Raw genomic sequence first — 20,685 nt, forward strand, 5'->3', positions numbered from 1 at the left:
TATTATTAAGTAATTAATGGAGGTATTATAATGTGAAAAAATTACTAAGCATAGTAGGAACTTTTTCTATAACAGCCTCAGGAGCTAGTTATTTAATAAGTTCAAAAAGCGAAGTTCAGAAAAATAATTCAAATTATGAAATTAAAGATGAATTAAACTGAAGTGAAACAAATCAAGCACTTATAAGCTTATTCGATAATGTAAAAAAAAGCATAGTGTACAATAATGAAAACAATTCAAATTTTTCTAAAAAAATAAATCAAAGTGAAATTATAAAATACATTGAATTTTCACAAAGTAAATCACAAGAAATTCTTAGTAAACTCTCAAATCAGAATTTAAGTTTGGAACAAACTATAGACTATATTAAATTGAATAATGAAAGATTTGAAAATTCCTATAAAGATGGTTTTAATCAATTCAAGGACATGAATCAAAAAAAAGACTATACAAATTTTTTGAATCAATATGAAAAAACTAATTCAAATATTTTTGGTGAGAATATTAATTATATTGAAAAATTATCATCATATCAAAAAAATAGTGAACTAGTTTCAAAATTAAAAATAGCAAAAGTTACTATAGCTAGTTTAGCCGCAGCTTCTGCGATAGCTGCAGCAGGTTTTTGAGCAGGTGCTTTCTGAAGTTTTGGTTCAACTATTCCTTGAGCTATTGGGTGTTCAACTGCAGCGGGTATATTGAGTGCTACAGCAGGTGGTTTGAGCATAGCCTTGGTAGAATATGACAACGAAATGAACAACTGAAGTAAGTTTGGTTCAGCACTTACTGCTACAATTGCATTAGGTCAAGTGTTAGCATCAACAGCTAGAAATATATTGTTACCCACATTGACATGTATAACTCCTCTTTGCTGATGTATGCCTGCTTTAATTGCTTTATGTGCAACAATTGGAGCAATAGTTGCATGAATAGATTTGGTAAAATTTTAGAATGTGATACTATATTTCTTTAGGTATTATTCCTATTATATCTTCAGGTTATTTTGGATTTATGATTTTTCAATATATTTTATGAAGAAATATCACTTCAGTTAAAAAAATATTTAATAAAGAAACCCTTACAACAGTTTTTCCAATTTACATAAAAAATGAAAAATGAAAAATATATACTTCTTATATTTTTTTCATTATTTTAAATTCAATAATTTTTATTGGAAGTTGTTTTATATATTCACAAAATGACAATGGTTATTTACAATATATGTTATCTAATTCTATTGTTTATACAATTTCAATCTTTTCTATAATGTATTTTATCTATATAAGCTCTAAAAGAATGAAATTAATCAAGTTTTCAAATTATAACGAAGTAAAAGAATTTATAAATAGTCAATTTATAAATGCTAAAAACTACGAAGATATATCATATGATTTAAATTTATTACCTTTTAATAATTATATAAAATATTTAGAACTAGCACGAAAAAGATATATAAATAAAATTAATTATTCATTAAATTATGAAAAATTATACAAATTATTTTTGAAATATATTAGAGCTAATTCCTGGATTTTAAACCAAATTTTAGTAAAAGAATCTATTGATCTAAGTATCGAAATTCAAGCAAAACTTAAAAATATGCCAGAAATTATTTTTAAAAACTTTTGATGCAATGCGTATGAAATTTTTCAAAAAAATAATGCTAATTAGACTTATATTTAAATTAAAATATAAAAACAGTCAATATTAATTTTAATCATATTCTGTCAATTATAGAATATGTTTTTTTATTGTAGATAGAGTTTAATGAATTACAAGGTGCTAAGTTTTTTTTATAATGTCTTTCACAAACAAGTTAATAATAATAATAATAATTGTAAAGTCATAAAAATATAAGAATAAGTTTTTTTAACTTTGAAACTTATTCAATACTATTTAATGTTAATTTACCAAATCATCAATATAATGGAAATAAAACCGCTTCTTATAGAAATTCAATCATTATATATGCGATCTCATTGAACATATATTTAAATATTACATTCATAATATTAGTTATTATGATAGTCCTAGTCAGGACTCAATACTTGGTAATAAAAACTATAAAACTATTCATATGAATGATTTTCATCTACTTTTTTAATTTTGAATAAATTTTTTTAAGTTTTATAAAAGCTACCTATATTCACTTTTAAAACATAAAACTTTCTAAATTCTTTCTTTTATACATATTTGATAAAATTTTTTGGTAATCTATTAGAAAGGTAACAAAAAATGAAAATTTAAATTTTGAATAAAAAATTTTAGAAACTGAACTAATGGCCATAAAACACTTGAAATTTTAGATAATAAATTAAATTATTTATTTGGAGAGATCAGTTCAGGTAAAAGCAATTATTTAGATTCTATTTATTGATTTTTTTCTTGCTTAGAGATGATAATATAGTGACTAACTTAACTATTTATGGTTTAAAGATACTAACAGAAAATTACACAGTGAAAAATAAATTAGAAATACGAATTAAATTTCAAACAGATAAGTGTTTGATAAAACAAATAAATTTATTAAATGATGGAACAATTGTGTAAAAACGAAATAATAAAAGTGGATTTAATTTTGAAACTTTGTTAGAACCAAAATAATTATTTATTAAATGTTTAATAGATTTTGTTTCAATTTTATTAATTATTAATTTATGAAATGTAATAAATAATTATACAATGAAATTAATTTTATTATTTATTGAATAAAAAGAAATATAACATTTTAAAATTTTTTAAAGTCAATTAAAAATAATTTTTAATACATTATTATTAGTCTAAAGTTGCTGATTCAACATTATCTATACAAATCTTCAATTCTTATTATATTATAAGTGTTTATGATTTTTTTGCATTTTATATATAAAATTTATTAAAAAAAATTACATTTAATAAAGGGTCACCCCAAACTACAATTATTTTAACAAATTACTCTTGTACATTTCTATAGGAGTATTTTTTTTATTTATTATTCTATTGTTTGAATAATTTCAGATACAATTTTCCATTCAAGATAGAAATTCTGTTTTGTTTAAAAATTTGTATCCTTTAAAATAATTTTGTTTAATAATATTAAAAAAAATTTTTACTATTGCGTTTTGTTATGAAGCATAACCATCCGTCATACTTTGTTGTATTTTATTTGCTTTACAAAAGTCCATCATACTAATACTTCTAAACTGGGCTCCTCTATCTGTATGGATAATTGAATTACATATATTGTAGTTATTTTTTTAATATATATAGCGATTTTATTAATTCTTTTGTAGTTTGATTACTTGAAAAATAAGTTTTTAAAGGTAATCTAGAATAAACATCAATATATGCAAACATATATAATTTAGAGTTACTAAACTTAAATTCTGATATATCTAAACATATTTTTTCCAATGGTCTTGAAGCAAAAAATTCTACTTTACCAGTAATTGGATTTTTCAATAAATTTGGAGCAGTATTTACAGGTTCTTTTTTGCCACTAACATAAGATTTTCACTTTCTACTTTTTTCACAATTATCAGGAAAAAGTCCTTGACTTTTCATTGAGCTTAAAACTGTTTTTCTACCAATACCGAATTTTAGAGCTATTTTTTTATGACCTCATTTACGGTGTGTACCATATTTTAAGTCACAATCATTAAATACTAGTTTTATGAATAGATCATAAGAATTATTTCTTTTTGTTTTATAATCTTTCGAACCATTATTAACTCAACTTTTATAAGTTTTAAAATTAATGTTTAATAAATTTAATAGTCATGAAAGTTTTATATTTTTTTTGCAAGTATTTACTTATTATTTTATAAAATTCAATGTTTATTTTTTGTTTTTAAAATCCTTTACCAGAGATGCTGTGAACTTTTCCATAATTTCGACCTTATTAATTAACTCTCTATTTTCCTTATTTTTATTTTGCATCTCTTTTCTTAAAAAACTTAACTCTTGTTTGATGTTTTCGATGTTTTTTTTGTTTATCAATATTGGATTTTCTACCTCTTTTTTGATCAAATAAACTAGGGACCCCACTAGTTACATACCTATTCTGTCCTTGATAAATAGTACATGGTTGTTTAATATTATATTTTTCTGCTATTTTTCTGCACTTATGTCAAATGTTAAAAATTCATTTACTATTTTCATTTTTTCATCTGCAGTAAATAGTTTTGTTTTAGCCATAAAAAAGACACCCTCCTATAAAAATTATATACATAATTTTTGTGTAGTTTGGGGTGACCCTTTACTTGTCAAAGTATATTTACTGTATTTAATAATATCCATTAATCAACCTTTTCACTATTTTTTTGCTTTTTTGTTAGTTCATATTTAGTGTTAACATAAATTGAAAAAGTAAATTTAGGAAATTCGTTTATACTAGTATTGAAAAACAAATTTAATTAAATTATTAGATTTGTTTTATAAATAAAATCGTAACCATTTAAAAATACTATTTTTAAAATCTTTGATATTTGGTATTTTTTAAACAGAATTTCATATAAAATTTTTTATCTGAAATTTAAAAAAAAGAAGAGAGTTGAAGTACATGAATAAAACCATCAAGTTAAAAAATATATGTCACCACATAAAAAACGTTGAAATTTTAAAAGACATAAATTGTACTTTTTATGCTGGTGACATTGTATCAATAATTGGTTTGTCAGGATCTGGAAAAACAACTTTACTAAACATTTTATATGGTTTAGAAAAACCTTTAAAAGGCGAAGTTTATATTAATGATAAATGTATTAATACTTTAAAGGAATCAAAATTAACAAAATATCGTAGAGAGAATATGACCTACATATTTCAAGATCTAAACTTAGTAGATTATTTAAACGTTAGAGATAATATATTACTAATTTCTAAATTAACTAAAACAAAGCTTGATTTAAAAAAATTTGAGTATGTAATTGATAAACTAAATTTAGCAAATAAACTCGAGAATAAAATAAATTATTTATCTGGTGGTGAAAAACAAAAAGTAGCAATCGCAAGATCGATAATGTGCAATAGCAATATAATTTTAGCTGATGAGCCAACGGGTTCTTTGGACATAAAGGATAGAAATAACATCACACAACTACTTAAAGATCTTTGCTTAGAGTATAATAAAACCTTGATATTAGTTACTCATGATCCTTATGTTGCAATTGAAAGTGATAGTATATTTATAATTGATAATAAAACCTTAAAGAAATATAATGGAATAAAAAATGTTGAAAATGTAGAAAGATATCTACTTAACTCCAAATAAATGAATAATCTATTTTTATCTTATTTTAAAAAGAATATAGTAATATCAATCGGGGTTTTATTAACATTGATATTATCAACATTTCTCATTTTCACTTTTGGTTTACTACTTGCTAATACTATTTATGCATATGCTTATAAAGATGTTTTGGAATTAACAAACCCTTTAGGTCCATTAACTTTTTTTAATGGAATAGTAGGTATAATATTTTTTGTATCAATTTTCTCTATTTTTAGTCTTATCACATTATCTATAAGTTTAAGAGATTCTAGTTTTAAATTGCTTAGAATTATTGGTATCAGTCACACAAAACTGAGAGTATTTATTTTTCTTGAAATTTTTATTTACATGACTATTGCAATTTTATTTTCCTTCTTTTTAAATATTCCATTTGCAAATTTTATTCTAAAGGAGTTAAAAAATAAGCAAGTAATTGAAAGTAATTTTAAAATATATAATGAGTACTCATATCATTATATATTTGTGCTAGCAACTATTTTAATTACAATGCTTTCAACATATTTTTCAACAAAAAGATTAAGAAAAATAACGAGCGTGAGTTTTGATATACCAGAAAGTAAGAAGAAAAGAAATCTACGTATTATTTTTTCTTCTATTTTCTCTTTGATATTCATTGCATTATTGTCAAACAGTTACACTATGCGAGGAGGTTTAGGATTAGGTTTATTGATAATAGTTATTATAAATTTTGTTTTTGCTTTCAGTCTTATAGGAAAAAAACTCTTATGTTACTTTTTAAAACTATTTAACAAAAGATCAAAAAGCATTTATAAAACAATTGTTTTAGAATCTCTAATTAAAAATATTAATAAAATTTTTGTTCTTATTAACTTGTTAATGGCTTTTTCAATGTTTGCTTATTATATTTATTCTACATATTCGTTTAGTGCAGTAGAAAAAAATAACTCACAAAACAATAGGGGGATTTATATACTCTTAATCATAAATTCTATATTTGGTTTAATAGTATTCACAAACACGTTAGTAGCATTTTTTACAAGTCAAGAAAGTAATTATAAGGTGATATACAAAATTGGTTTTAGTAAAAAGCAGATAATGTTCGTCATTATTATTACAAACTTTGTAATAACTCTTATAAGTCTGTTTGTTTCAACATTATTTTTCTCAATATTTATATTCTGTTATTATGGATTTAATGCTTCAAATTTTAACTTGTTAAAGTTATTTGAAAATATAGCAATAATAAATATTTTAATTTTATTAGTAACTACTTTATTAGTGATTCCATTTTGTATTTACAACAACAAAAAATTAATGCACAAATACGATTAAATAAAATATCTCAATGTAGTATAGATATTTTATTTTTTTTATAATGTTATATTTAGTCATAAAAAAAATCTCCATATATAGAATTTATGAATAAATAAACATAAATGTATATAAGGAGAATTGTAGTTATAATTTTATTATTTCATCAAAATTTTGATTGTTTAAAATATTAGTTGTGTGGGAAATAAATATAATAGTTTTCTTTAAACCACCTATAATATTTTCTATTATTTCTCTATTTCCTTTATCTAAATTTGAAGTTATTTCATCAAAAATCAATATTTGTTTATTTTGTGTTAAAGATCTTGCTATTGATATTCTTTGTAACTCACCACCAGACAAATTGCTGAAGTCATTATTTAAATCACTTTCCAAACTAGCGGAATTTGCTAATTCATTCAAATTAACGTTTTCCAAAGCTTTGAATAGTTTTCCATCTTCAATACTTGGATCAAACAAAGAAATATTATTTCTCAAACTATCATTAAAAATGATAGTTTTTTGGGGCATATATCAAATTAAATTTTTAATATCCTCCTTACTCAATGATTTATAATCGTGTTTTTCATTTATTATCAAATTACCTTGATAGTTATCTATTAAACCGAAAATAATATTTAGTAAAGTAGTTTTACCTTTTCCAGAATCACCAACAATCAAGTATTTTTTATTTTTTTCAAAAGTTAAATTAATATTTTTGAATATGTCTTTTTCAGCAACTTTATAGCTTAAATTTTTTACTTCTAACTTTTCAAAAGCAATAAATTTTTTTGGATGTACTTGTTTCTCGTTATAATTAAATTTTTTGATTATGATAGTTCCTGCTTTTATAATAAAAGCAGAACCGAATAAACCGTTTACACCATTAAAAAATGTACCTGATATATTTGTGACTGCAAGTATTGAACCAACTTCTGTGTAATTATTTAATGATAAGAAAATTGAAACAAATAGCATAATCATTTGACTAGAAATAAATAAAGAGAATAAGATTAAACCTTGAAAAGCGTTTACATATTGATAAGAAGCGACAGCTTTTTCTTCGCGTTTATTAGCTATGTTTATCAAGTTTGCAAACTTTCTTTTTTCATTTGCATACGAAAAAACTATATAACCATTTAGTAGGTTTTCAACCTTGCTTGAAAAAATTTCTCTCTCTTTTGACATTTTCTCAGTTTTTTTAGTAACAATTGATTGAACTAATGTCGGTAGTACTATCATAAGTATTGTTATCCCTAAAAGTGATAAACCTATTATTCAATGAAATGTAAAAATAGCATACGTTGCTAAAATTATAGCAGACAAGCTTTTGATCACATTGAACAAGTTTTCTATGCATAAATTTTCAATTGAATTGACATCATTTGTAAATCATGATATGAGTTCTCCTTTTTTATAACTGTTATATTCTTGATCACTAAATGAAATTATTTTTCTGCATATAAGGTTTTTTAATTCAATTTTTATATTTTTAACAGTATATATTTTTAATATGTTAGATATATAGTTTGATATTATTGATAATAAAAACGATATTGCCACTATTATCGTATCTTTTGTAACACCTTGAATATTTTTTTCAAAGACATTATTTAAAACACTAGATAATTGATATCCTGCATAAACCATACAACCGTTTGAAACGGATGTTATTAAAAAGTAAGCGAAAATCAAATACCAATATTTATTAGTTAATCTTGTAAGTTTCACAATTTTAATCCTTTCTAAAATTATTTACAAATAATTTGTGAAATGTTCAAAAAATTGTTAAGCAAACTGATCACCATAAAATAATCTTAATCTTTTTATAAATTGTGTTTTCAAAAAACTTACAATTAAATATGTGATTCTTTTATAACTTTTGTAAATCTCAAAACTAATCAGAAACATAAAGAAAATTAAAGATTTAATATACTCATAAAAAGTTGTAATCACAGAAAAAATATTCTCTATAACTTTTATCTTTATTAAATTTGATTTTGCAAAACTTATTTGCAAAATCAAAAAAGTATAAGCATATGTAATCAGAAGTAAAATTGTTAAAAGATTAAAAAAAACAAATAAATCAACTTGTTTATTATTTGTATACAAATAAAAGATGATATTTAACATAGATATAAGAGAAATAGTTAAATAATATTTAAATCAATATATTATTTCATAACAATATGAAGACATTGTTTTAACTAAGTTTATAAAAAGTAACATTGTAGATACAAAAAACAAAAGACTAAAGAAATTAATCAAAGATGTAAATAAAAATAATAAAGAGTTTTGTAAATTATGATATATAAATGTAAGTGTTAGAGACAAAAGTATCATGAAGAATATCGATATCATTTTATGATTTATAATTATTTTATTATTTAGCCTTATTTTCATATCATCACCTAGTTTTAGTATACACCTCTAGTTAAATTTATTTTTTTATTGCTTGCTAAAAAAACTTAATCTTCTTTACTCGTTGCGTATATTTTTTCAGTGATTGTTCTTTGAAAGTCAAACTACTTGAATTTTATCTTTTGCTTTGAAATGAGAAAAATACTTCAGAGACCAAACAAAATAGCACTTATAAGATTCGACAAGAATCTTATTTGTAACAAAACAAGAGATTTCGTTCGTCTGTTAACGATTTAAATTATTATGCATAGTGAATTTCTAACAACCAACTTGATAGTAAATACTTTTGATTATTTTTTTAAACTGTCAAAAATTTTTAAAAAAATGAAATATTATAAATTTTTAAGTATATTAAAAGAAAAGAATTGACAATAAAATTTCGCTAGTTTTGTATCAAACAAGCGGATATAAAATGGTATAAAGATCGAAAAAAAACTAATTGATGGTGTTATGCACCATTTTAGAGTGTAAAAGCAAATAAATATAACAGATTCACTTGACGGAATATTCGTAGCATTTTTAACAAATTCATTAGTATTTATTGATGTAGCCTTATCAAAAGTACTTCGTAATGCATTCTTAATTGTGGCAATTATATCCGATATCAAAAGTTAAAATTAGTATTTTTGGGTACTGATGGAATTAGAGATAAGTATAAAACTATTAAATAATTTATTAAAACCTTCTTTATGAAGGTTTTTATTATGCTCAATTAGTATTTTTAACCTTTTAAAAATGGTGTAAAATTATATGGTTAGAAATAGGAGATTAATATGATTCAAAAACCAAGAGGAACAGAAGATTTATTTAATGAAAAGGTGAGAGAATTCTTCGCGTTAGAGTTAATTATTAGAAATTTAGTTGATTTATACAATTATCAAGAAATAAGAACACCAATTTTTGAGTCATTAGAGCTATTTAAACGAAGTGTTGGTGAGCAAACTGATATAGTTTCTAAAGAAATGTACGTATTTAATGATAAAAAAAACCGTGAACTAGCATTAAAACCAGAGGGAACTGCACCAACAGTTAGATCTATTATTGAAAATAAACTTTATATAAACGAAAACTTACCATTGAAACTATTTTATTTTGGTAGCATGTTTCGTTACGAAAGACCCCAATCAGGAAGACAAAGGCAATTTAACCAATTTGGAGTTGAAGTTTTTGGTAAAAAAACCCCTGAATTAGATGCAGAAATACTATGTTTAGCTGTTTCAATATTAAGAACTGTTGGAATAGAAGAGTTTCAAGTAAACTTAAATTACTTAATTACGGGAGAAAAAAGAGAAACATATATTGCATATTTAAAAGAAACATTAAGTGGTTTAGATTTATGTCAAGATTGTCAAAAGAGAATCGAATTAAATCCTTTACGTGTTTTAGATTGCAAAATTGATGTACCTAAATTCAAAAATTTAAAAGATATGAAAGAGTATTTGAGTGATGATGAGAAAGAATACTATCAACAACTTAAAAATAATCTTAATAACTTAGGAATAACTTATCAAGAAAATGGTATGCTTGTTCGTGGATTAGACTATTATACTGGTTTTGTTTTTGAAGTTATTGATGATACTGGAAGCACCCTTATTGGTGGTGGAAGATACGATAATTTAGTTCAAGAATTAGGAAATGTTGAGTTACAGGCAGCTGGATTTGGGATGGGTATCGAAAGAATCATCAATAAATTGGAAACACTAGGAATATCATTAGCTGAAGAACAAAGTGTTGATTGTTATATTATCACTTTGTGTGAAAAAGCTAAACAATTTTCAAGTATTTTATTACTAATGATGCGTAGTGCGGGTATAAAGTCGGAGTTCAATTACCAAGAGAGGAATTTAAAGTCAGCATTCAAGTTTTCAGAAAAACTTAAGGCTAAAAATATAATAATTATTGGAGAAAATGAATTGAAAAACAATGTTGTGGTTATTAAAAATCAGATAACCAAAAAGGAAATAACTGTACCTTTTGATAAAATTATAGAAACAATAAGGGAGAAATAAAAATAATGAGAAGAAGTCACACCTGTGGTCAATTAACAATTAAGGAAATTAACCAAAATGTCGTTCTTGAAGGATGAGTTGCCAAAGTTCGTAAAATGGGAGCATTGAATTTTGTGGATTTAAGGGACCGTTATGGTATTACACAATTAGTGGTAGATGAAAATATGAGTTTAGAGTTTTTGAAACCTGAATATGTTGTTAGAGTTTCGGGAGTTGTTATTGAAAGAAAATCAAAAAACGCAGACTTAATCACTGGTGAAATTGAAGTTAAAGTAAATAAAATTGAGTTAATTAATAAATCAGAATTAACTCCTTTTGAGATTAAAAACAACATTGACTCACAAGAAGACACAAGATTAACTTATCGTTATTTAGACTTGCGTCGCCCTGAAATGCAAAATATTTTAGTAACAAGAAGTAAAATTAATAATATTATTCGTAATTATTTTGTAAATAACGATTTTATCGAGATTGAAACACCAATATTTGGTAAGTCTACACCAGAAGGTGCTAGAGACTTTTTGGTTCCTTCAAGATTAAATCCTGGTAAATTTTATGCTCTACCACAATCTCCACAATTATATAAACAATTATTCATGATTGCAGGGTTAGATCGTTACTTTCAAATAGTTAAATGTTTTAGAGATGAAGATTTAAGAATTGATCGTCAATTAGAGTTCACTCAATTGGATATGGAAATGGCTTTTGCAGAACAAGAAGATGTTATGCAAACAATTGAAAGTTTATTGAAAAAATTAGTATTAGATTTAAAAGGTGTTGACATAAAAGGTAGTTTTTTACGCCTAACTTACCAAGAAGCTATGGAAAAATATGGAAATGATAAACCTGATATTCGTTTTGGATACGAAATTCACACTTTAAATAATATATTTAATAATACAGAAATACCTTTATTTTCTAATATTCAAGATAAGAAAATTAGAGCGATTTGTGTTGACACACTTTTAACTAAAAAAGATTTAGAAACATTAAGCGAAGTAGCTAAGCAAAATAGCGTGAATATCTTAGCCTTTGCTAAATTTGATCAAAATGAATGATCTGGTTCAATTGGTTCAAAATTGAATGATGCAGAAAAACAAGCATTAATCAAAGAGTTTGATATTAAAGAAAAAAGTACAATTCTATTTGTAGTTGATGAATATTATCGTGCAAGTAAAGCACTTAGTGCCGTAAGAAACACAGTCGCAAGCTTATTGAATATCTTAGACCCAAATGAATTGAAATTCTTATGGGTTGTTGATTTTCCGTTATTTGAGTTTTCTGAAGAAGAGAACCGTTATGTTGCTGCTCATCATCCATTTACAATGCCATCAGAAAATTGTTTAGAAGATTTTGACATAAATAAAGAAAAAGCTTTTGCAAAAGCATATGATATAGTTCTTAATGGTTTTGAAATTGGTGGTGGAAGTCAAAGAATTACTGATCAAACTATTCAAAAACGAATGTTTGATGCTATCGGGTTAACCGAAAACCAAATTAAAGAGAATTTTGGTTGATTTGTAAATGCCTATAATTATGGGGCTCCTTATCATGCTGGGTGTGCTCTAGGTTTAGACAGAATAACAATGATATTAACTGGTGCACCAAATATTCGTGAAGTTATTGCATTTCCAAAAAACTCTTCTGGTATTGACCCGATGACAAATGCACCTGACATAGTAACTGAAACACAACTTAAAGAGTTATCAATTAAGATAGCTAAATAACTAATGAAACGTCTAGTTTTAAAAGGACAACAAGAATCCTCTTGTAGTCTTTTTTTTTTTTTTTTTGAAAACAAGGTGTTTTTTTAGTATTATTTTTTTTAATGTAAACTCTCAATTATTTTTTAAACCATTATAATATTAAAAAGATAAAAAAGGGGTATTTGAATGATAATTTATAAAACGAATAAAGCTGGTTTTTTAGAAGATATTAATTCTGGTGAGTTAACGGAAAAATTAGAAAATGAGATTAAATTCAGATTAAATAGATCAACTTCTCAAGGAGAAATGAGAAGTTGAGATAATTCTCTAAAAGATATGGCTCTTGTTTTAAGTGATAAAGAAATTGATGACAATATTGGAATTGCTTTAGAATATAACTTACCAAGAACTTCAAAAAGAATAGATTTCATAATAACAGGAATTAATGAAAATAAAAGAAACTTGATTATTATTGAATTAAAGCAATGAGAGAAATGTGAAAAAGTACAAGAACAAGATATGATTGTGAGAACTTTTCTAAGTAAATCATATCGTGATACAACTCATCCTTCTTATCAAGCACACTCATATGGAGTATTTTTAAAAGATTATTCAGAAGTTGTTTACTCAAACAATGATATAGGTATTAACACTTGTGCTTTTCTGCATAATTATGATATAGATAATTATCCCGATATAATTGCAGATGAGTATCAAGAATATATTGAAAAAGCACCTTTATTTTTTAAAAAAGATAAAAAAAAGCTTAAAGAGTATATAAAAAAATTAATTTGTAAGGGTGATGAAGGTCAATTGATAACAGACATAGATGAAGGACAAATTAGACCAGGAAAGTCCCTTCAGGAGTTTGTAAAAAACATAATTGATGGAGATGAGATATTTACGTTATTAGATGATCAAAAAATAGTTTTTGAGAAAATTCTTTCTTATATTAGGAAATCTAGAAATGATAAGAAAAAACGAGTATTAATTTTACCTGGTGGTCCTGGAACTGGCAAAACAGTGATTGCATTACGTTTACTATCTAAATGTCTACAATACGATATGAATTCTCTTTATATTTCAAAAAATAAAAATCTAAGAAATATTTACGAGAAAAAAATCATTGATAATAATGGTGATAAAAAATACACAAAAGCTAGAATTGCTAATTTATTCAAAGGTTCTGGATCGTTTATATCTTTAAGAAAAAATGAGTATGATGCCTCTATTGTTGATGAAGCACATAGGTTGATTAGCAAATCACAATATGTTAAAGAAGGTCAAGGATATAATAATCAAATAAGAGAAATAATATGTGAGAGTTTAATTTCTGTGTTTTTTGTAGATGAACGTCAGATTGTTACTACAGAAGATATAGGAACAATTGAAACTATTAAAAGAGCTGCTTATGAAGAGGGTATTGATGTTAAATTAATTAAAGAACTTCCTGAGTTGAAAACTCAATTTAGAACATCTGGTGCTGATAAATATATTGACTTTGTTAATCATATAATATATGGTGATGAGCTACCTATAGATATATCTTTTTTACATAATTACGATTTTAAAATATTTGATGATGTTCAAGAAATGTTTGATGCTGTAAAAGCAAAAAATACAAATAATAATGCTAGGTGTGTAGCTGGTTATTGCTGAAATTGAGAATCTAAAAATAATCCAAATGTAAATGATATCATCATTGGTGATTTTCAAAAGAAGTGAAATCTAAGTACAGACAATTATTGAATGGTTAATCCTTCATCAATTGATCAAATCGGTTGTATTCATACATGTCAAGGCTTGGAAATAGATTATTGTGGTGTAATTATCGGTAATGATATATTTTATGATAATGATATCAAAACAAATTTATTTGCAAGAGCAAAAACAGATAAGTCATTAAAAGGATTAAAAAAAATGCATAAAATTAATAAAGAATATGCAGAAGAAATTGCAGATAAAATTATTAAAAACACTTATAAAGTTTTACTTACTAGAGGTATAAAAGGAACTTATGTTTATTGTGAAAATAAAAAATTAGCAACCTTTTTAAAGAAAAAAATCAAAAATTAGATCATTGCATTTGAATAAAAAGAAATACATTTAGTAAAGTATCACATAAAAAAAGGTTTCATATAACAATTCTAAGCATATATCATGTTAAAGTTGATAAAAGTAGTATGAAGTTAGAAGTTACTTTTTTTGTTAAATAAGCTTTAAGATATTTCACTTGATCATATATATTTTGGTGAAACATTACAAATATTTTAGAATACTCGTTTTATTAAACTACATTATGTGTAGAGTGTAATAAGAGGATAAACTTTGTGTCTAACATATATTGAAATTGTTATTTCGGAGAAATATGAAAAATAACTAACTAAGAAATAGCTTGATTTTTTCGATATTACTGTTCTAATCATTTAATAATAATTTTTATTTATACATTTATTTTATTTATATAATTATTTTTATTTATATAAATTTTGTTTTGTTTTATAATAATTACGGTGGTTATATGGAAGAAAATCTACTTACTATAAAAGAAATTTCTAATAGAGAAAACAAGAGCATCAAAATGATAAGAAGAGTAATATCAGCTCAAAAAATAAAAGTTCATAAGAAAAGTAATAAGGGTGCAATATTAGTTTCTGAAAGAGATTATAACGAGTGGAAAAAAGGTAAGAATCCATATAATCTAGACTTTTCAAATGATTTGATAATAAACGAGGAAGTATATAATGATGATTATGAGTTTATCGATATAAAGAAGGAATTCTCAAAAAAGGATGGATGAAATTCTGAATATCGTAATGGCTTAAAATTTATTGATTTATTTTCAGGAGCTGGAGGAATGAGTTGTGGCTTTGCAATGGCGGGTTATGAACCAGTTGGAAATGTAGAAATTTTAGAATGTGCAGTTAATACTTATAAACGAAATTTCATAGATTCTAACAAATTTTCACATGAAAATACTGAAACAAGAGATATTAAATTAAGAGAAACTAAGGAATTTATTATTAATAATGCTTTAAAAAACAAGGTTGATTTAATTATTGGTGGTTTTCCATGTCAAGGATTTAGCATGTCAGGAAATAGAGTATTCATTGATCCTAGAAATTCTTTGTATTTAGATATGCTTGAAATAGTTAAAAGGGTAAGGCCAAAAGTTGTTGTTATGGAAAATGTTGAGGGTCTTAGAAATATGCTTGGTGGAAAAGTCGAGAAGAAGATCTTAAGCGACTACAAAGACATTGGTTATAAAATTTCAGCCCATACAATCAATTCTGCTGACTTTGGTGTAGCACAAATAAGAAAACGTGTTTTTTTTATAGCAAATTGCTTAGACCAAGTTAATTTATTTCCTAAACCAATTCTAGAAAAACAAAATTATAAAACTTTAGGTGAAGAAATTGAAAGATTTTTAGAAATGGAAGAAAAAAAAGAAAATAATCATATATTTACAAAACATAGTCAAAATATGAAAACAAAATTATCACAAGTTCCAGAAGGTAAATCCCTTTACAAAAATTATTCAGATGCCTGAAAAAAATCTCCATGAGAACAACCATCATGCACGATCAAAGAGAATCATGGTGGTGTTAATATTCATCCTAAGTTACCTAGAGTTCTAACTCCAAGGGAAATGGCAGCACTACAATCATTTCCTGATGATTTTGTATTTGAAGGTGCCAAAAAATGACAACTTGTTCAAATTGGTAATGCTGTCCCACCATTAATGGCCAAGGCAATTGCAACCGCTATCCTAAAAATGTTGAAATAAAGTTATTAAATAACTTTATTTTTTTGTTTATAATAGAATAAATGGAGAGTAATATATGAAAAATAATAGTAAAGAAATCAAGATGACTTATGCTACTTTGGAACAGTATGCAAGTTTTCCTTCTAATGACTATTTGATGTTGTGTGAGTTAATTGATAATTCAATTTCCAGTTATATAAACCAAAAACACAACCCTAGTGGTGATGTTAGTGAGTTGAAAATAGAAATTAATATTAATAGGAACAACATAAACAATAGCTGACTAGAAATAATCGATAATGCTAATGGAATGAATTATAGCCAATTAGATAAATGTTTAGAGTTTGGTGATAAAAATAAAGAAGCAAAAGATTCACCTTTGAATATCTATGGAGTTGGTCTAAAACAAGCTAGTTTTTTCTTAGGTAAAAAATTAAGTATTTTAACCTTTTCAAAAAGTACTAATCAAGGTTTGAAAACAATAATTGATATCGATGAAATCAAGAGAAGTGATGATCAAGTCGTTAGATATGATATAGAAACCGTAGAAGGTAAAATCGTAACTTCTTCTTTTGAAAGTCAGTCAGGTACAAGAATAAAGATTGAAAAATTAAGAAAAGGAAAATTGACTAAAACTAAATTAGAGAGTATGGTTAGCAATTTAAGAACAAAATATTATTTTTATTTATTAAATGGTATGTCAATTAATGTTAGTTTAGAAGAAAAGAACAAGATTACTTTAAAAGAAAATTTAAAACCAAGTTTACCTTTATTTGATAATACTTCAATATTTTTAGAAGAAGCACAAAAACATGATATTTTAACTGGAAAATCAATTAAAGATTTTATTAAATATATAATTGATAAAATTCAGTTATCTAAAACAATTTCCGAAGAATCGAAGGAAGATTTTATTAATAAAATAAGGAGAGGTGAAAATCTCGTTTGAGATATTGATGAAACAATACTCAATGGAATAAAAATAAGCGGTAAAATCGGTATACTAGCTCATAAAGATATTAGCAAACATATACTTGGTTTTAGTCAAACATATGTTAAGTATTACGGTTTCACTTTATTTCAGGCTAATAGAGCCATAATGTCTGGACCTAATAACAAAGAACTTGGTATGTCTAATTACATTGAAAATATTTTTGATGATGACATTAGTGGTTCGAATAACCACAAAAGACGTTGATTTGGTTATATTAATTTAGACAATCTATACGATGCTAAGAACGAAGATGGCGAACGTATTTATTTAGACCTAACTTCAAACAAGTCGGGAATACAATGATTAGATGAAGAAGCTAGACTAAAGTTTAACGAAGTTTTAAAAAATCACATAGAAAAATATGACTTAGTTTTTAGAACTTATTTTAATGCACAAAATGAAAGTCTTAAGGTCTCAAATAAAACATCTAACAAAATAACTGAACAACTTAATAATTCAATGAATAAAAATATTGTGACACTTTCTGAGATGGATAATAAAAGTTTAGAGGCTAATTACATAGTAAAACTTTTAAAAGATGATTCTAAAAGAGTAAATATAAAAATAAATATAGTAACTAAAATGAAGAACGAAGATAAACTGTTCGATGTTTTTTGAAAAGACATTGATAGTTGTGTGTTAAGTTTAAACTCCAAACATCCAATATGATCACCAATTGTTGGTGAAGAAATCTATGATAACATTATGATTGAAATGCATAAGTTTGCGATAGTGATTGCATTAACAGATTTTGTTGTTTTGAAAAAAGAAGAATTTGAAGTTCTTAAAAAAGATGAAAGAAGTATTTTTAATGACCTTGACATTTTTGAAGTGGATAACCCAAACTCAATATCAGATATTTTTTCTTATATATCAAATAGAATTTGTTTAGTTGAATAAGAAAATTAAAATTGAGTTTGGGTTTGAAAACAAGCCACCAGAATATCCTATTAATGACCCCAAGAATATAATTCAACTTCTAGAAACTAATAACAAGGTTTTAGTTTTCGGTGATGTGCAATCAGGTAAAACTAAAAATATTTTGAGTTTGATAGAAATTTCACTTTTCTCTAATAAATATGATATAGTGGTTTTATTTGGAGGTACTTCCAATTTACTATTGAGTCAAACACAATCAAGGTTCAATACTTCCAAAACCCAAAAAGATGGATTAGTATATTTAGATAAAAAAAATATTGAGGATTGTAATTTTGACTTATTGTTAGAAAATAATAAAACTATTTTTATAAATACAATGAAGGAAAGAGCTAATTTAACTAAGCTATTTGAAAAGTTAAACGTTTCAGCTATAAAAGACAAAAGACTTTTAGTTATTGATGATGAATCTGATTTTGGTTCTGTAAATACATCTAAAACAAATGAAGCAAAAGCAGTTTTTTCAACTATTAGAAAAATTTTAAACTTGAGTAATTTTAATAAATATTGTATGTTTACTGCCACCCCTTATGCAAATATTGTAAATTCTCTAAGTGATGATTTGAAAGCAGAAGTTATATATCTTTTGACACCACCATCAACATATAATGGTCTAGAGTTTTTTAAGAAAAATAACTTCATCTATAAAGAAATTGAAAATATAAAAAATTCTGATTTAAATGAAAAAGAGATCTGAGACATCGTAATAAGAGTGATTAAATATTTCTTAGTAATGAATGCGGGATATAATGTTCTAGAAGAGAAAAAAAAGTTTGAGTTAGTTTTCAATATTAATAGAGAAAATAAAAAGCAAAAGTTTCAAATGTTACTAATAAATGATTGTCTTCAAGAACTATCAAATTATTTATCTTTCTTCAATTGAAAAAAGTACTTTAAGGATGAGTTAGAACTCTTAAGAATAAGAACCGATTTGATAGTTGATGAAGATTTACTTTACAAAGAGATTATATCAATCTACGAGGAATTAAAGAGAGAAGAAAATCAAATATTATTGAATAATAATGAAACTAACGAGTATGTTTCAGACGGATCTCAGAATCGAATAATTATAGGCGGTGACTTGATTTCTAGGGGATTTACATTCAAAAATCTTTTGATGGAGGTTATGTGTAACGTTCCTAACGGAAAAATAAGTGCCGACACCCATGCGCAAAGAGCAAGATGGTTGGGTTACCGTAATGACTATTATAAATATATGATTATTTTTATGCCTAAAAATTCTATACAAGCATATAACGAAATAATAGAACTAAATACATTTATGAAAAATGAAGCTATAGATAACAAATTAATAGTAGATAATATACTTATCGAGGAATTAAAAAATATGATTTTTCATGTAATAGATATTACGGGAGGAGTAAAAAAATGTTAGATTATGATGTTATTAATGAAAATCAAGAATTGAAGTTAAAGTTGATTAGAAATAATTTAGACGAGTATTTAATTATATATTGAAATGAAGAGAAGAACTTTAAAAATGAAGTTTATGAGAAATACAAATATTGAGAATATCATTCAACTATTGCTAAGGTAGAAACTGAAGAGGAAATTAAAATCTTAAATTCAGAAATTATAAAAATTTTAAAAGTAAATGATAGAAATTTACTTGATGTTAAAATGACTAATAATCTATTTAAAATTATTGAATCCATCAAGAAAAATAACAAACTATTATCATTACACAATATTATTAAAGAATGTGAAATGATATTTGAAAAACAAAAAAGAGTTTTGGAAGAAAAAAAACTAATTGGTTACTTAGGAGAATTTGTATTTTTAGAGAAGGCTATGAAAATAAGCAACTCAGCAGAGTATTGATTTCATCATAACGATCTGATGGAATATGATTTTTATATTAAAGAAAAAAATGCTTATTTAGAGGTTAAAACAAACAGTAGTTACAAAGAAGAATTCTTAGTAAAGTTTGATCAAATAAAAAATCAAAATCCCTATATTATAGGTGTTACATTCAAACAAGATGACAATGGTGTGAATCTTATATACTTCCTTGACAAATTTAGACATTCAAAAAATGATTTTCTAAAAGCCAAGATAGAGGAATTAGAGTCAATTGTTGATAAGTTTCCGAAGGTATTAGATTACAAAATAAATTTGAAAGATGTACATATAGATGTTTTTGAGAAAACAGATCTACCGTTATTGAAAGTAGAAAATTTAGATAGCCGTATTTTTGACATTACTTACAAATTTAAAGCTGATAAAGTAAAAAAATACTCGCTAGAAGAGTTTATAAAAGTAATCATCTAATTTAGAATAGGGGTGGA

Annotated in this window: 14 protein-coding genes; 11 read left to right on the forward strand and 3 right to left on the reverse strand. The window is 24.8% G+C overall.

Annotated features, from left to right (window positions below; all coding sequences use genetic code 4):
* Positions 1 to 32 precede the first annotated feature (32 nt).
* Together AAHM92_RS02295 and AAHM92_RS02300 are read left to right on the forward strand one after the other, a co-directional pair.
* A complete protein-coding gene (locus AAHM92_RS02295) occupies positions 33 to 950 on the forward strand; it encodes a lipoprotein (protein ID WP_500223008.1) in 918 nt (305 codons plus the stop codon).
* A gap of 1 nt (position 951) precedes the next feature.
* Positions 952 to 1,671: a hypothetical protein gene (locus AAHM92_RS02300; RefSeq protein WP_500223010.1), complete on the forward strand. Its 720-nt coding sequence runs from the start codon at positions 952 to 954 to the stop codon at positions 1,669 to 1,671.
* 1,557 nt (positions 1,672 to 3,228) lie between these two features.
* On the opposite strand, the gene AAHM92_RS02305 is transcribed toward AAHM92_RS02300, so the two are convergent.
* Both AAHM92_RS02305 and AAHM92_RS02310 read right to left on the reverse strand, forming a co-directional pair.
* Entirely contained in the window at positions 3,229 to 3,543 is a 315-nt protein-coding gene (locus AAHM92_RS02305) for a hypothetical protein (protein ID WP_500223011.1), read from the reverse strand.
* A 273-nt stretch (positions 3,544 to 3,816) separates the two neighbouring features.
* Positions 3,817 to 4,008 carry a hypothetical protein gene (locus tag AAHM92_RS02310; protein WP_500223013.1) on the reverse strand — a complete coding sequence of 64 codons (192 nt, stop codon included), beginning with the start codon at positions 4,006 to 4,008 and terminating at the stop codon, positions 3,817 to 3,819.
* Positions 4,009 to 4,540: 532 nt separating this feature from the next.
* Here AAHM92_RS02310 and AAHM92_RS02315 point away from each other — a divergent pair.
* Positions 4,541 to 5,251 carry an ABC transporter ATP-binding protein gene (locus AAHM92_RS02315; RefSeq protein ID WP_500223015.1) on the forward strand — a complete coding sequence of 237 codons (711 nt, stop codon included), beginning with the start codon at positions 4,541 to 4,543 and terminating at the stop codon, positions 5,249 to 5,251.
* Positions 5,252 to 6,565: an FtsX-like permease family protein gene (locus AAHM92_RS02320; RefSeq protein ID WP_500223017.1), complete on the forward strand. Its 1,314-nt coding sequence runs from the start codon at positions 5,252 to 5,254 to the stop codon at positions 6,563 to 6,565.
* Between the two features lie 126 nt (positions 6,566 to 6,691).
* Here the strand turns inward: AAHM92_RS02320 and AAHM92_RS02325 are convergent, their stop codons facing one another.
* Positions 6,692 to 8,275, reverse strand: coding sequence for an ATP-binding cassette domain-containing protein (locus AAHM92_RS02325; RefSeq protein WP_500223019.1), 1,584 nt, complete (start codon positions 8,273 to 8,275; stop codon positions 6,692 to 6,694).
* Between the two features lie 1,463 nt (positions 8,276 to 9,738).
* Between AAHM92_RS02325 and hisS the strand changes: the two genes are divergently transcribed.
* The 7 genes from hisS to AAHM92_RS02360 all read left to right on the forward strand — a co-directional run bounded on the left by hisS (position 9,739) and on the right by AAHM92_RS02360 (position 20,668).
* On the forward strand, positions 9,739 to 10,974 hold the full coding sequence (hisS, locus tag AAHM92_RS02330; protein ID WP_500223021.1) for a histidine--tRNA ligase: 1,236 nt from the start codon (positions 9,739 to 9,741) through the stop codon (positions 10,972 to 10,974).
* A 5-nt stretch (positions 10,975 to 10,979) separates the two neighbouring features.
* Positions 10,980 to 12,701 (forward strand): aspartate--tRNA ligase, encoded by a 1,722-nt coding sequence (gene aspS, locus AAHM92_RS02335; protein ID WP_500223023.1) that lies wholly within the window; start codon positions 10,980 to 10,982, stop codon positions 12,699 to 12,701.
* A 165-nt stretch (positions 12,702 to 12,866) separates the two neighbouring features.
* Complete coding sequence (locus AAHM92_RS02340) at positions 12,867 to 14,756, forward strand: DNA/RNA helicase domain-containing protein (RefSeq protein ID WP_500223025.1); 1,890 nt, start codon at positions 12,867 to 12,869, stop codon at positions 14,754 to 14,756.
* A 445-nt stretch (positions 14,757 to 15,201) separates the two neighbouring features.
* Complete coding sequence (locus tag AAHM92_RS02345; protein WP_500223027.1) at positions 15,202 to 16,467, forward strand: DNA cytosine methyltransferase; 1,266 nt, start codon at positions 15,202 to 15,204, stop codon at positions 16,465 to 16,467.
* 55 nt (positions 16,468 to 16,522) lie between these two features.
* On the forward strand, positions 16,523 to 18,340 hold the full coding sequence (locus AAHM92_RS02350) for an ATP-binding protein (RefSeq protein WP_500223029.1): 1,818 nt from the start codon (positions 16,523 to 16,525) through the stop codon (positions 18,338 to 18,340).
* A complete protein-coding gene (locus AAHM92_RS02355; RefSeq protein WP_500223031.1) occupies positions 18,333 to 19,772 on the forward strand; it encodes a Z1 domain-containing protein in 1,440 nt (479 codons plus the stop codon). Before AAHM92_RS02350 ends, AAHM92_RS02355 begins: the two co-directional genes overlap by 8 nt.
* Entirely contained in the window at positions 19,766 to 20,668 is a 903-nt protein-coding gene (locus AAHM92_RS02360) for a hypothetical protein (RefSeq protein WP_500223033.1), read from the forward strand. The genes AAHM92_RS02355 and AAHM92_RS02360 overlap by 7 nt, the downstream gene beginning before the upstream one ends.
* The last annotated feature ends 17 nt before the right edge of the window (positions 20,669 to 20,685 follow it).

Origin of the sequence: Spiroplasma endosymbiont of Melanargia galathea (assembly GCF_964031075.1) — a bacterium.
Classification (GTDB): Bacteria; Bacillota_I; Bacilli_A; order Mycoplasmatales; family Mycoplasmataceae; genus Spiroplasma_A; species Spiroplasma_A apis.